Origin of the sequence: Anaerolinea thermolimosa (assembly GCF_001050195.2) — a bacterium.
Taxonomy (GTDB): Bacteria; Chloroflexota; Anaerolineae; order Anaerolineales; family Anaerolineaceae; genus Anaerolinea; species Anaerolinea thermolimosa.
In genome coordinates this window covers 758,769-771,488 of record NZ_DF967965.1, presented here as the reverse complement: position 1 = coordinate 771,488, position 12,720 = coordinate 758,769, and the positions used below count along the sequence as shown (strand labels likewise).

12 protein-coding genes are annotated in these 12,720 nt (G+C 55.3%); 5 read left to right on the top strand and 7 right to left on the bottom strand.

Features of this window, described 5'->3' with window-relative positions; translation table 11 throughout:
• Window positions 1–45: 45 nt before the first annotated feature.
• Window positions 46–909, bottom strand: coding sequence for an AlkZ-related protein (locus ATHL_RS03585; RefSeq protein WP_062189881.1), 864 nt, complete (start codon window positions 907–909; stop codon window positions 46–48).
• A 127-nt stretch (window positions 910–1,036) separates the two neighbouring features.
• The gene (locus ATHL_RS03580; protein ID WP_062189879.1) at window positions 1,037–2,194 is read right to left on the bottom strand and encodes a thiolase domain-containing protein; all 1,158 of its coding nucleotides are present in this window, start codon (window positions 2,192–2,194) and stop codon (window positions 1,037–1,039) included.
• Window positions 2,195–2,330: 136 nt separating this feature from the next.
• On the opposite strand from ATHL_RS03580, the gene ATHL_RS03575 reads away from it, so the two are divergent.
• Together ATHL_RS03575 and ATHL_RS03570 are read left to right on the top strand one after the other, a co-directional pair.
• Window positions 2,331–3,971 (top strand): CapA family protein, encoded by a 1,641-nt coding sequence (locus tag ATHL_RS03575; protein WP_062189878.1) that lies wholly within the window; start codon window positions 2,331–2,333, stop codon window positions 3,969–3,971.
• Window positions 3,955–5,676 (top strand): CapA family protein, encoded by a 1,722-nt coding sequence (locus tag ATHL_RS03570; protein WP_062189876.1) that lies wholly within the window; start codon window positions 3,955–3,957, stop codon window positions 5,674–5,676. Before ATHL_RS03575 ends, ATHL_RS03570 begins: the two co-directional genes overlap by 17 nt.
• A 9-nt stretch (window positions 5,677–5,685) precedes the next feature.
• Here the strand turns inward: ATHL_RS03570 and fabL are convergent, their stop codons facing one another.
• From fabL to ATHL_RS03555, 4 genes are read right to left on the bottom strand one after another with little or no spacing between them, the layout of a single operon-like run.
• Window positions 5,686–6,450 carry an enoyl-[acyl-carrier-protein] reductase FabL gene (fabL, locus tag ATHL_RS03565; protein ID WP_062189874.1) on the bottom strand — a complete coding sequence of 255 codons (765 nt, stop codon included), beginning with the start codon at window positions 6,448–6,450 and terminating at the stop codon, window positions 5,686–5,688.
• Window positions 6,440–6,616 carry a hypothetical protein gene (locus tag ATHL_RS18740; protein WP_162787563.1) on the bottom strand — a complete coding sequence of 59 codons (177 nt, stop codon included), beginning with the start codon at window positions 6,614–6,616 and terminating at the stop codon, window positions 6,440–6,442. Before ATHL_RS18740 ends, fabL begins: the two co-directional genes overlap by 11 nt.
• A gap of 15 nt (window positions 6,617–6,631) precedes the next feature.
• Window positions 6,632–6,895 (bottom strand): DUF309 domain-containing protein, encoded by a 264-nt coding sequence (locus tag ATHL_RS03560; RefSeq protein ID WP_062189871.1) that lies wholly within the window; start codon window positions 6,893–6,895, stop codon window positions 6,632–6,634.
• Window positions 6,892–7,599, bottom strand: a complete 708-nt coding sequence (locus ATHL_RS03555; RefSeq protein WP_062189870.1) for a head GIN domain-containing protein — start codon at window positions 7,597–7,599, stop codon at window positions 6,892–6,894. The genes ATHL_RS03560 and ATHL_RS03555 overlap by 4 nt, the downstream gene beginning before the upstream one ends.
• Before the next feature lie 54 nt (window positions 7,600–7,653).
• On the opposite strand from ATHL_RS03555, the gene ATHL_RS03550 reads away from it, so the two are divergent.
• Complete coding sequence (locus ATHL_RS03550) at window positions 7,654–9,057, top strand: aminotransferase class III-fold pyridoxal phosphate-dependent enzyme (RefSeq protein ID WP_236822321.1); 1,404 nt, start codon at window positions 7,654–7,656, stop codon at window positions 9,055–9,057.
• A gap of 99 nt (window positions 9,058–9,156) precedes the next feature.
• Window positions 9,157–10,131, top strand: a complete 975-nt coding sequence (gene trxB, locus ATHL_RS03545) for a thioredoxin-disulfide reductase (protein ID WP_062189868.1) — start codon at window positions 9,157–9,159, stop codon at window positions 10,129–10,131.
• Window positions 10,132–10,210: 79 nt separating this feature from the next.
• Here trxB and ATHL_RS19115 read toward each other — a convergent pair whose 3' ends face one another.
• Window positions 10,211–11,344 (bottom strand): LysM peptidoglycan-binding domain-containing protein, encoded by a 1,134-nt coding sequence (locus ATHL_RS19115; RefSeq protein WP_084001146.1) that lies wholly within the window; start codon window positions 11,342–11,344, stop codon window positions 10,211–10,213.
• Window positions 11,345–11,532: 188 nt separating this feature from the next.
• Here ATHL_RS19115 and hemW point away from each other — a divergent pair, with 188 nt between their 5' ends.
• On the top strand, window positions 11,533–12,717 hold the full coding sequence (hemW, locus tag ATHL_RS03530) for a radical SAM family heme chaperone HemW (protein ID WP_062189862.1): 1,185 nt from the start codon (window positions 11,533–11,535) through the stop codon (window positions 12,715–12,717).
• Window positions 12,718–12,720: the final 3 nt, after the last annotated feature.

Genomic DNA, 12,720 nt, shown 5'->3' with positions numbered 1-12,720 from the left:
TTCATTATATCCGGCTGTGAGCGAATCACCTAACCAGAAAAGAGTTTACCCGGAAATTAATTCAGGCAGCGCAAGGTGCGGGTCACTGCTTCCTTCTACGGTAACATTGCTGACGAGTTCTCCATTTTGAACCAGTTTATCCACCGCCTTATCGAAAAGCCCGGTCGGCCAGCCGAACAAACGCTGCAGGTGAACCGCTCTGGCGGCGCCCAGAGAACGCAAAGCATAAAGTACAAGCACGCGTCGGGCTTCCCATTCACTGATCGGATGCGCACGCTCAATCACTTCTGGATAATGGCGCGGAACCAGATCGTAAATGAAAGCATAATTCCAGGCGCCCGCCTCAGCCACTCCCACCGGTAAAATGCGGAATGTAACCTGAAGCTCTTCCAGCGCACGGTTGAACGGAGTATCGCTGGATTTGCTGGTCAGGCGTGCCGCTTTGCGTAATGCCACTGTGTCGAGAGGCCCCTGGTCCAGAAGAGCCTCATACACCGCGCGCGCCTCGGCCGTAAGCTTGCCTGCTTCATAATCGATCAGGTAATCTTCCTCTGGCGAACCATAATTGGGCGAAAGGGCATAAAAATAAGGCAACAGGTCCAGCGAGAGGAATGTGTTTCGTTTCCGCAGCACACGAGCATAATACACCCGCCTTTTTCCCAGCAACGAATCTTTCCACCCCCACGTGACGTGGCCCGGGTCATCGTGCTCGTCGGCTACTGGTCGATCGCCCGCCACTGCCGTCCACAGGCTGGGGAAAAGGTATCCCTTGTATGGCCAGAAGAAAATGAATCCCCGCTCATTAATATAACTCACCGCTTCATCCAGCGAGGTAAGTCGGGTTCCAGGTTCCATCCGAAAAGTTCGGTTGCGGTAAGCATGCAGTCGTGCCAGTGGTATCAAAGCCATCGTACCCATCCTGAAAGGGGAAGGTAGGCAGGAACATACGTTCTGAATAATTCTACCGGAAACAAGCCCGATTGACCACTCGATGTGCCTGCAAATGGAGAAAGCAAAGCATGAAGAAAAGCGCCGTTCAATCTGCCCGGAGAATGTGGGTGATGATGTTCGACCCACTCCCTCCGATATTCTGCGCCATTCCGATGCGCGCACCGTCCACCTGAGTGCCAGCCGCTTCTCCCCTGAGTTGCTGAACCACCTCTACAATCTGGTACACCCCCGTTGCTCCTACCGGGTGCCCGCGAGCCTTTAAACCCCCGCGAGTAGCGATGGGAATACGCCCATCCGGTCGAATCTGACCTTCCAATGCCAGGCGAGGCCCCTGGCCTCGCTCAGCGAAACCGCAGGCCTCCAGCGAAAGGGCCGCCATAATGGTAAAGGCATCGTGAGCTTCAAACAGGTCCACATCCTCAGGTCCAATCCCGGCCTGAGCGTAAGCCTGTTTGGCCGAGCGCTCGGCAGCCGAGAGCCAGAGCGCATCTCTTCGATGGTGAATAGCAATGGAGTCAGTCGCTGCGGCAGACCCCGCCACCCGGATGATCTTCTTTCCCCCTCCACTCCGAATTTTCTCAGCCGGGACAAGAACCACCGCGGCTGCCCCATCTCCAATCGCCGAGGCGTCCATCAGGTTAATCGGCTCAGCAACCATGGGGGCATTCCGATACGCCGCTTCGCTGATAGGAGCCTGAAAACGTGCATACGGGTTGTGCGCCCCATTGGCATGAGCATTGATCGAAAATGGAGCAAAATGATCTCGTTCCCAACCGTATTCATGCATGTAGCGCCGCATGATCAGCGCGTTAAGGGCCACGAAAGAGAGCCCCTGGCTGGCTTCCCAGTCATAGTCGGCCGCAGTTGCCAGCTCTGCAGTAATTTCAGCGCCGGGTGAATCTGTCATTTTTTCCACACCTACCGCGATGGCAACATCCAGCGCGCCAGAGGCAACCGCCATGAGAGCTGCGCGGAACGCCGCCGAGCCGGAACTACACGCCGCCTCCACATGCAACGCCTCAGCATACCGTAAGCCTACCCAGTCTGCAATATACGCCCCCAGATGCTGCTGGTGGTTGGCCGATCCCGACATCATATTCCCCACAAAAAGGCCCTCCGCCACGGTAATCCCGGCATCATACATAGCCGCCAGTACCGCATCACCGGCCAGTTCACGCAATGATCGATCCCAGTGTTCATCCACTTTCGTCTGGCCAATTCCAAGGACAGCTACTTCGCGCATACCAATCTCCCAAAAAAAGTGTACTCTGATTCTATCTCCAGAGACTATCAAAAGCGATCAAATTGTAGAGGGAATGTGGTTCAGAAAAACTTTCCCCATTCTGAAAACTTGAGAGACTATTCGGTATAATGAGCTCATGAGACTGCAACACTGCCCGGGAATTTTATGGATCCTTATCAACCTGTTCTGGTTTCAAGCCTGCACCCCTCTCCCTGCGGCAGCGGCCCCTGATCTCGACCGGGCTTCGCCAGCCGCTCCCATTCAGACCACTCAAGCCCCCACTCTGCCTGCCCCCACTTCTTCTGCCATCTCGATCTGGCTTTCGCCCAGCCTGCCCGGGCAGGCGAGAGAACAAATTCTTCATGCCTGGCCTGGTATGGTTACCTCATCCTCTGCAAAGGCCCATATCCAGGTAGTAATCGGCGGAAGTGACCTTTCATCTGCCGACCAGACCCAGATTGGAGAATGGGTGTATGCGCTGGTGGTTCCCTTTTTTCAGCCCATTCTTCATGTAACCCTCGACGATCTTCAACAGGCCTGGAAGGGAAAAGCTCCCGCTGCCCCACTGTGGATGACATCCGAGACTCTGGAAGTCTTTAAGGCACGGTGGGGACAGCCGGTTGCAGGGATGGTACGGGTAGAATCTCCCGATAACCTGCTGCAAAAGGCCTGGAACGAGAATGCCACCTGGGCCCTTGTGCCCTTCGAACAGCTCGATCCACGCTGGCGAGTACTGCGGGTGAATGGACAATCTCCCTTTGATCCCCAATTTTCACCTTCCACTTACCCGCTTTCCATTCCCATTGTGGCCACAGGGAATCCATCCACCTCCCCGAACCTCACCGTGGAGAATTACAATCGCGATCACCTGACGGTACTCGCCATGAGTGGGGTCACAGCACTGGCGCGCCGCACTGCCGAATTGATGAACGAGAAAGGCATTCTCTACCCGGCCATTTCGATAGACCAGTGGTTGCGGTCTGCCGACCTGACACATATTTCAAACGAGGTTTCGTTTAACCAGGACTGCCCGCCCTCAAAAGCCGCACTGCGTGAGGCACTCTTCTGTTCTCCTCCAGATTACATCCGCCTGCTGGACGCAGTCGGTACCGACATCATCGAACTTACCGGCAATCACAACCTCGACCGCGGAGAAAAGGCCTACTTCTACTCGCTGGAACTTTACCGTCAACGCGGCTGGGGAACCTACGGGGGTGGTGCTAACCTCGAAGAGGCTCAGCGCCCTCTCTTTGTGGAGCACCATGGCAACCGGCTTGTGTTCCTGGGGTGCAATATGGCTGGCCCGGAGATCGCCTGGGCCGGACAGGAAAAGCCCGGTGCCGCCCCCTGTGATTTTGATGCCCTCACCGCCAGGGTGGCATCGTTGAGTCAGGCCGGGTACCTGCCTGTAGTAACCTTGCAGGCTTTTGAGACCGAAGACTACCGCCCTGCACCCATGCAACAACCGAACAGTTTTGTCCGCCTGGCTCAGGCTGGTGCCGTTGTGGTCTCGGGAAGTCAGGCTCATGTTCCTCAGGGTTTCCAGTTTGTCGGAGATCATTACATCCATTTTGGACTGGGCAATCTGTTTTTTGACCAGACCGATACCTCACTGACCCGCCAGGCCACCATCGATCGTCATATTTTTTATGAAGGGCGCTATCTGGGGGTAGAATTGCTCCCTATTCGCATCGTAGAATATGGACGCCCCGTTCCCATGAGCGAGGATGAAGCCCAAAGCTTTGTAGAGAGGTTATTCCATGCCAGTTTCCGGTGATATTCTTCATCCGGGCGGCTCTTTCCGACGATGGACAGGAACGGGGGTCTGCCTGCTCATGCTTTTCCTCTGGTGCGCAGGCTGCACCCCCCCGGTCTTGCCAGGGTTCAGCCCCGCCACACCTACCCGCACCCCTTTCAGGCCCATCACCCTCACCCCCACTCCCTCTCCCAGTCCCACGCTCACCCCCTCCCCTTCCCCTGTTCCCAGTTCCACCCCTGAGATTCTGGGAGTGTGGGCCGCTCCTGCAGTGCCGCAAAACCTCAAATCTCGGATGACCCTGCCTGCCCCCTGGCAGTGGGTAGACCACCCCGAAGAAGCCCGCCTGCGCCTGGAGCCTGCCCCGGTAGAAAATGCACCCATCCGTTGGGTCTATGTCGTGGTTGCCCCCTTTCCTACCCTGACCGATGAAATCTCTCTGGAAGACCTGCGCAAAGCGTGGCGGGGGCAATTTCACACTCCTTTTAATGAGCGTCCTCTGTGGGTTGTCGAGACCACCCACCAGCTGCTGGAATACTTCTGGGGTGCACCAGCCGGAGATGTGCGTGTGGCCAGGCCGGACGAGCTGGTCGATATTGCCTGGCAGGATCGCACCTGGAGCGTAATCCCCTTTGATGAACTGGAACCACGCTGGAAAGCCCTCCAGGTAGACAAAAGCTCAGCTCTCGTTCGGGGTGATCTCCAGGGGTATCCTCTGGTCTTCGGTTTTCATTTAACTGGCAGTGCTCATGACCTGGAACAATTCCTTCACGATGGGGGAAACTTCCCCTCCACCAACCGCGACCCCTCCCGCCTGACTGTGGTATTGATGACCGGAACTACCGCTCTGGTTCGGGCTACAGGCTGGCGTATGGAAAGTATAGGCCTGGATTACCCCGCCAGAGACATTCGGGATTGGCTGCTGGAACCCGATTTCACCCACATTAGCAATGAAGTTTCCTTTAACCCCGACTGCCCGCCCGCTGACCCCTATCAGGCCAGCCTGATGTTCTGTAGCCGCCCGGAATACATCCAGTTGCTCGACGCCATTCAGCCAGATATCATTGAGCTCAGCGGGAACCACAACAATGACTGGGGGAGAGAAGCATTCCTGTATTCCTTAGAGCTTTACCGACAACGGGGATGGCACTGGTTTGCCGGGGGCGCCAACAGCAATGAAGCCACTCGTCCGCTCATCATCGAACACCATGGGAACCGCCTGGCCTTTTTGGGGTGCAACCTGGCCGGTCCGCCCTCGGCCTGGGCGACTGAAACCCTACCCGGTGCAGCCCGTTGTGACCTGGAAGCTTTTGCCCGCGAAATTAGAAACCTTCGAGAGCAGGGTATCTTACCGGTGATGACTTTCCAGTACAATGAAATTTACGTTCCCTACCCCTCCGAAGCCCAGGCACGGGATTTTAAAGCCATGAATGCCGCCGGGGCGGTAGTCGTTAGCGGAAGCCAGGCTCACTTTCCACAAGGGTTTGCCCTCGAGCAGGGCGGATTGATCCACTACGGGCTGGGGAATCTCTTTTTCGACCAGATGGATACCCCCGTGAATGGTACCCGCCGAGAATTTCTCGACCGACATCTCTTTTATGAGGGGCGTTATCTGGGAGTGGAACTTCTCACCGCCATGCTGGAAGACTACGCCCGCCCCCGCCCCATGACACCGGAAGAACGGAATTCCTTCCTGCAGGAAATATTTTCTGCCAGCGGCTGGTAAGCTCTCCCTTTAAGGCACCGGCAGAGTATATCCTCCATCCAGAATGAGCACCTGCCCTCGGATCATAAAGGCCTGAGGGGAACACAGAAAGGCCACCACCCCGGCAACATCCTCAGGAGTCACCAGCCGACCAGCCGGAGTATGCGCAATAGCCCGTGGAATGACATCCGCATCACGCAGTGAAGAGAAATATTGCAGGGCATCAGTCAGCACCAACCCCGGAGAGACAGCATTCACCACAATATTCTTCGGAGCAAGTTCCACGGCCAGGTAACGTACCAGGGCTTCCAGCGCGGCTTTACTGGCGCCCACGGCAATATAATCGGGTAACACCCGGTGCGAACCCGGGCTGGAGATGGCTACCATGCTCCCGCCACCTCGTTTTTCCATGAGCGGGACCGCGCGTTGAGCCGCAAAAAGAAAAGCCCGGGCATTCACATCGAGGGTCCAATCCCAGCCGCTGATCTTTTGCTGAAGTGCTGGCCGGTTGAAGCCAGAAGCCGCATTGGAGATCAACACATCCAATCCGCCGAACTCTCGTTCCACGGTGTCGAATAGCAAATCCAGGTCTTCCGGTTTGGCCAGATTAGCCCGCACAACCAGTGCACGCCGTCCCATCGCCTCAATTTGTCCGGCAACCTCTCTCGCCGGGGCCTCATTACGATGATAGTTCACCACCACGTGGGCACCTTCTCTGGCAAAGTGCAGGGCAATCGCTCGCCCAATCCCCCGTCCCGAACCGGTCACGAGGACAATTTTCTGGTCAAAGTTCATTCGAAAGTTCCTCCCCATCGTGAAAGATCAATGGCTTCAGCAATTCATGGTTAAAATAAGCCAGTTTCTCTGGCCCCAGCCGTAAAACCTCTTCCTCAGCACGTAAAAAATCAGAGCGAAGCTGTCCCAGGTCAATCCCCCGACAGGTATCTGGAAACGGATCCAACCATTGACGACAGCGTCAAAACATCTTCACTGCGCCGCGATAGTTCAGACGCTGAATGTGATAATATGCCAGCCCAACCTGCAGAATTCCCCGGTACACATCTCGTATTGCCCCGCGTTCTTCACGCCATGCGGTTTCAAGCGCTTCATGTGCGCCAAAGTAATCTCTGGCGTTAAACAACGCGATCCCGCGCAAGGCAAGGGGATGTAAAGCGCCCTGACAGGCCCGTTCTATTTGCTGGGGTGACCAGTTCACCGGCTCAGGCGTCACCAGACTCATGCAGGTTGATCCACACGATAAATTGTCCCGCTTCCACTGATCGCCTGCGAAATTCGGGGGTCTCCGCGATATCCCACCCGGCCATTCCCGCTCACAGATACATCCAGCGTATCTATGGCCGTCACCATGAACTTCCCGCTGCCCGACACACTGATCTTCACGTGGTTGGCATCGAGTTGCATGGCATCCACTTCAGCCGATCCGCTGGTGCGGATTTCCAGCCGATCCGCCCGCCCCTTAAGAACAAAGTGCCCGGAACCAGAAGCATTGATCACTATGTTTTCACTGACCAGCTCGTCCACTCTCAGGTGCGTGGAACCGGATACATTGATCTGGAAGTGATTTGCTTCCAGGCTTCCGATATGCACATTCCCTGACCCACTTGTAGAAAGCTTCAACTCACCAGAAATAAGCTCGGCCATTTCCACCTCTGCCGAGCCAGACACATCCAATCGGTGAAGGTTTTTAAGCCAGACTTCATAATTCGCCGGACGCGGCAGGAATAAAAAATCATACCAGGTATACAACCGGATCTGCAGTTGCCTGTTTTCGACATCCACTTTGATATGCTCAAGCGCAGAGGGTTCTCCCTGCACGCTCAAGCCTTCTTCCTCACCCTGATAGATTTTCATGCGCCCAAGAGCGCGAAAGGATATTGAATCAAAATTCTGCACCTGAAAAGTGCGCACCTGAACATCGGCCATCTCGCCTCCCGGACAGAACCGGAACGAAGGTTCTTCAGGAAGATTATAATATACATGGCACGGAACATCCGACTCGCCAGAGAGGCTTTTTACTCAATGCAAACTATTCCGGATGACGAAATTCTTCCCCTCAGTCTGAAAACCAATTTCTGGACATGGTCAGCCCAGGCGCATGTTTCCCCCATTCCGGTCACCCGTGCAAAGGGAGTGTACTTCTGGGACATCCATGGTAAGCGATATCTCGATTTCAACTCCACGGTCATGTGTGTAAACATTGGGCACGGAGACGAACGAGTCATCGAAGCCATGGTGCAACAGGCACGAGAACTCCCCTTTGCCGGGCCAGGCATGGCTACCCGCCCTCGTGCCCTCCTCGGAAAACTGCTCCAGCAGGTTGTGCCTGCGGGACTCACCCGCTTTCTCTATACCCTTGGAGGAGCAGACGCCAACGAAAATGCCATTAAACTGGCGCGCGCTTTTACCGGACGGCATAAAATTCTCGCGCGTTATCGCTCTTATCATGGCGCCACCTATGGGGCACTGGCCGCCACCGGCGACCCCCGGCGAACCGCATGGGAACCAACCACCATGCCGGGAGTGGTGCACTTCCTCGACCCTTACCGTTCCCGATCAGTGTTTCACCGCAACCGCCCCGACCTCACCGAAGAACAATTTACTGCCGATTACCTTGCCCACCTTGAGGAAATCATTCAATTTGAACGTCCTGAAACCATCGCCGCCATTTTACTGGAGACAGTTACCGGCACCAACGGAATCATCATCCCCCCGGCAGGGTATCTACAGGGAGTGCGGCAGCTCTGCGACCGCTACGGCATTTTACTCATCTGCGATGAGGTGATGAGCGGGTTCGGGCGCACAGGCCGCTGGTTCGCTGTAGACCACTGGGATGTCAAGCCCGACTTAATGACCATGGCCAAAGGATTAACCAGCGGGTACGCCCCCCTGGGGGCCGTAGCTATGCGTGAGGAGATCGCTTCAGCCTTTAATGAGCGTGAATTCGTCGGTGGTTTAACCTACAACGGTCACCCGATTTCCCTGGCGGCGGCAGCCGCGGTCATTCAGGTAATGCAGGAAGATCACCTGGTGGAGAAAGCCGCAGAAACCGGAAGGTTGATGACGAATCTTCTGCATGGTTTGATGGAACGCCATCCTTCGGTGGGTGAAGTACGCTCCATTGGCCTGTTCGGGGTGATCGAGCTGGTGCGTAACCGAAAAACGAAAGAGCCGATGGCCCCCTTTAATGGCACCAGCCCTGAAATGATCGCCCTTCGCAAGTATTTACTGGATCGTGGTTTGTTTCTCTATACCCACTGGCACACTCTCTTGATCATCCCACCGTTAATCATCACCCCTGAACAACTTGCTGAGGGCTTTCGGCTGATCGACGAAGCCCTGACCCTCACCGATAGCGCTGTCACGACCCACGAATCCATGTAACCTATTGAGAACAAAATCGTCTAATACACTGAGTATTTACAGTCAATCACGCTCAAAGAGAAAACTTTGATCAATCCTTCGTACTGAGGAGCAGAAAGTATGGAATTGAACCTGGGCGGTTCTTTAAGCAGAAAACAGGAACAGAACAACTCGGTGTATAAAGTGGTGATTATCGGCTCTGGCCCGGCAGGTTGGTCGGCGGCTCTCTATGCCGCTCGAGCAGAAACCAACCCCCTGGTACTGACCGGCCTTGAACTCGGCGGGCAGGCCGCTCTGACACACACCATTGAGAATTACCCCGGGTTTCCCGACGGAGTAGGCGGTGCTCAACTTGGAGAGCTTTTCCAGAAACAGGCTGAACGCTTTGGCGCACAGGTAGAATTTGACCGCGCCAGCGCAGTGGATTTAAGCAAACGTCCCTTTGTCATTCAGACGGATGGTGGCAAGCAAATCCAGGCTCAAACCCTCATCATCGCCACCGGTGCCAGCCCTAACCACCTTCAGGTTCCCGGTGAAGTGGAACTGACCGGACGCGGAGTTTCGTATTGCGCCACCTGTGATGGCTGGTTTTTTAAGGATAAACGGGTGGTTGTCGTCGGTGGAGGCGATTCCGCCCTGGAAGAAGGTCTTTTCCTGACCCGTTATGCGACTTCCGTTACCGTGATTCATCGCCGCAATCAATTACGTGCCGGGGCGATTCTCCAGTCTCGCGCCTTCGCCAACGAGAAAATGCACTTTATCTGGGACACCGTAGTAACTGAGATCGTCGGGAAGGACGCTGTTGAGGCAGTGCGCCTGAAGAATCTGAAATCGGGTGAGGAATCTCTGTTCCCCACCGAGGGTGTGTTCATTTTCATTGGGCACACCCCCAACACTCAAATTTTCCAGGGCCAGCTCGAAATTGACGAAAACGGCTACATTGTCGTCGACAAGCGTATGCGCACCAGTGTTCCCGGTGTTTTCGCCGCTGGAGAGGCCGCCGACTCACTCTATCGCCAGGTAGTCACCTCTGCGGGAATGGGCGCAGCCGCTGCCATGCAGGCAATAAAATTCCTGGAAGAGCATGAAGCATAATTCCACAAAGCCCCCGCTCGAACGCGGGGGCTTTGTTTTTTTAGAATCTTTTCGTTGCAGAGCTTTTCAGGCTCAGGCATCAGGGAGCAGGTTGGCCGGGTGCACCGCTCCATCCGAATACCCGTTCAGCGCTCACCGCCCCGGCTGGCTCCCAAACCGCCTTTCCGGTGGACTGATCCGTTCCAGTCTGCCGGACAGGTAAAACCGACCAGCGGAAGATGTGCAGAGTGCCATCGGTGGGACGAAGTGAAACAGGCACAATGAATTTCGTGTCGGTGACATATTCTACAAACTTACCCCGGTTGCTATCGGTGGCGTCAATAATCGTGACCGCATACGCTTCATTCTGCCGCAATTCCCCAACCGAGGCCCATTGCAGTGTGATGACGTCATTTGCCGAACCAAAATAGGCCCCATCTGCCGGTAAGAGCAGGTTAGGGGCAGTGTAAGGCGGAATAGGGGTTGGTGTGGGTGTATCTTTGGGGCCGCGTTCACACAGAGGGATGATTAATTTCTGGCCTGCAAAGATGACGTCGCTGGTTAAGCCATTATAGTTCTTGATCGATTGAACACTCACCCCATAATTCAACGCAATCCCACTTAACGAGTCGGTGTCTTTAACAATGACGTCCAGTTTTTCACAGCTGGCTTCGGCCTGCTCGGTCGGGTTCAAGGTATTGGTAGGCTGGGGGGAGGGGGTAGGCGTGGGTTGTGGAATATACAACGTCTGCCCAACGACCAGAGTATCACAGGCAGCAGGGAGCTTGTTCATCAACACAATGCTTTGCACCGATACATTGAAAGCATACGCAATTGAAATACACGTATCATTGGGAGCCACCTTATATTCCAGCGTTGGCAGGGGCGTCCAGGTTGGCTCCAGGGTAGGGGTCGGTGTATCGGTTGGCGTCGGTGTAATCGTCAGAGTCAGAGTTGGGGTGAACGTTGGCACAACCGAAGCCTGCTGTTCGGGCCGGTTGGCATTGTAGACGAAATACACTGCCCCGGCGCCGATGGCCATCAACAGGATCATCAACCCGAGGACCAGCGGCAGGCTAAGTGTCACCTCTGGCAGGCGCGAAGGCTGCACTGCTTTGGCCGCTACGGTTGGGGTCGAAAAAGTGCTCCCGCAAACCGTGCAGCGCGTCGCCGAGGCATTCAAGCGCGTCCCACAGGTGGGACAAATTTTCGTAGGGTTTGATTCCGTACTCATAGATTCCTTAACCGAATTTCCGGGGCTTTCCCCGGTGGAGGGATTATACCATGAAGAGATGAGGCCTTCATCCAGCCTCTGAAGCCCGACACAGGCGAATTCTCAAAGGAAGAGGGAGAAGGAATATATCCAGGGAGCGAGCGTGGGATATTGACAGAGTCAACTTGAAGGTGTTATCCTGCAAACGCATGGATGCCCATAGTCTATATTTACACATCCCTTTTTGCCAGAAACGTTGCGCATATTGCGATTTTAACACGTTTGCTGGCCTGGAAAACACAATTCCGGCATACGTCAACGCCCTGTGCCGTGAGATGCGTCTGGTAGCCGCCAGCCTGCCTTACCGGTTGCCCGTTCATACTCTGTTTTTTGGAGGCGGTACCCCCAGCCTGTTGAGTGTGGAACAGGTGGCCACCATCCTTGAGACAGCCGCCACGGTTTTTGACGTGTCTCCCCGCGCCGAGATCACCCTTGAGGCCAACCCTGGAACCGTCACCCGAGAGACGTTGCGCGGTCTGCGCCGCCTTGGCGTCAACCGGCTCAGTTTTGGTGTTCAATCAGCCCATCCTGAAGAATTGGCCATCCTGACCCGCCTGCATGATTATTCGGATGTCATTCGCTCGGTGCAATGGGCCCGGGAAGCAGGTTTTGAAAACCTGAACCTTGACCTGATGTTTGGCCTTCCCGGCCAGACCCTGGAACGATGGCAACGCACCCTGGAGCTGGTTCTTGGACTGCGCCCTGAACATCTTTCTCTGTATTGCCTGACGATTGAGAAAGGCACCCCGTTCTTCCGCTGGAGTGCACGGGGATTGCTGGAAATACCCGATGATGACCTGGCGGCAGACATGTACGAACATGCCATGGATCGCCTGGGAGAGGCCGGGTTTATCCAGTATGAAATCTCTAACTGGGCAAGGCCTTCTGGCGAAGGAACATGGTATTCCTGTCGTCATAATCTTCAATACTGGCGGGGGTTGCCGTACCTGGGCATGGGAGCCGGCGCCCATGGTTATGCGGGTGGCTTTCGTACAGCCAATGTCAAACCGGTACCGCATTATATTCAACGTTGCCAGCTCGGAGAAAGCCAGCCTTTTCCGCGCAGTCCAGCCAACGATGAATTTCATCCTGTGAGCGTGCAGGATGAGATGGCAGAGATGATGATGGTGGGGCTGCGATTGACAGAAGAAGGGATCTCAGAAGAGGTTTTTCAACACCGGTTCGGCAAGAATTTGCGGGAAGTTTACAGAAACATTCTCCCCGCTCTCGAACAACAGGGATTGATCGAGTGGGCAGGCCAGAATCACGATCATCTCCGCCTCACCCGACGGGGTCGCTTGCTGGGCAACCGGGTGTTTTCGGCCTTTCTTTGAAAA

What these genes read in the sequence shown, in the direction of transcription:
- ATHL_RS03585 (WP_062189881.1), bottom strand. Translation starts at nt 909, where the DNA reads ATGGCTTTGATACCACTGGCACGACTGCATGCTTACCGCAACCGAACT.
- ATHL_RS03580 (WP_062189879.1), bottom strand. Translation starts at nt 2,194, where the DNA reads ATGCGCGAAGTAGCTGTCCTTGGAATTGGCCAGACGAAAGTGGATGAA.
- ATHL_RS03575 (WP_062189878.1), top strand. Translation starts at nt 2,331, where the DNA reads ATGAGACTGCAACACTGCCCGGGAATTTTATGGATCCTTATCAACCTG.
- ATHL_RS03570 (WP_062189876.1), top strand. Translation starts at nt 3,955, where the DNA reads ATGCCAGTTTCCGGTGATATTCTTCATCCGGGCGGCTCTTTCCGACGA.
- fabL (WP_062189874.1), bottom strand. Translation starts at nt 6,450, where the DNA reads ATGAACTTTGACCAGAAAATTGTCCTCGTGACCGGTTCGGGACGGGGG.
- ATHL_RS03560 (WP_062189871.1), bottom strand. Translation starts at nt 6,895, where the DNA reads ATGAGTCTGGTGACGCCTGAGCCGGTGAACTGGTCACCCCAGCAAATA.
- ATHL_RS03555 (WP_062189870.1), bottom strand. Translation starts at nt 7,599, where the DNA reads ATGGCCGATGTTCAGGTGCGCACTTTTCAGGTGCAGAATTTTGATTCA.
- ATHL_RS03550 (WP_236822321.1), top strand. Translation starts at nt 7,654, where the DNA reads ATGGCACGGAACATCCGACTCGCCAGAGAGGCTTTTTACTCAATGCAA.
- trxB (WP_062189868.1), top strand. Translation starts at nt 9,157, where the DNA reads ATGGAATTGAACCTGGGCGGTTCTTTAAGCAGAAAACAGGAACAGAAC.
- ATHL_RS19115 (WP_084001146.1), bottom strand. Translation starts at nt 11,344, where the DNA reads ATGAGTACGGAATCAAACCCTACGAAAATTTGTCCCACCTGTGGGACG.
- hemW (WP_062189862.1), top strand. Translation starts at nt 11,533, where the DNA reads ATGGATGCCCATAGTCTATATTTACACATCCCTTTTTGCCAGAAACGT.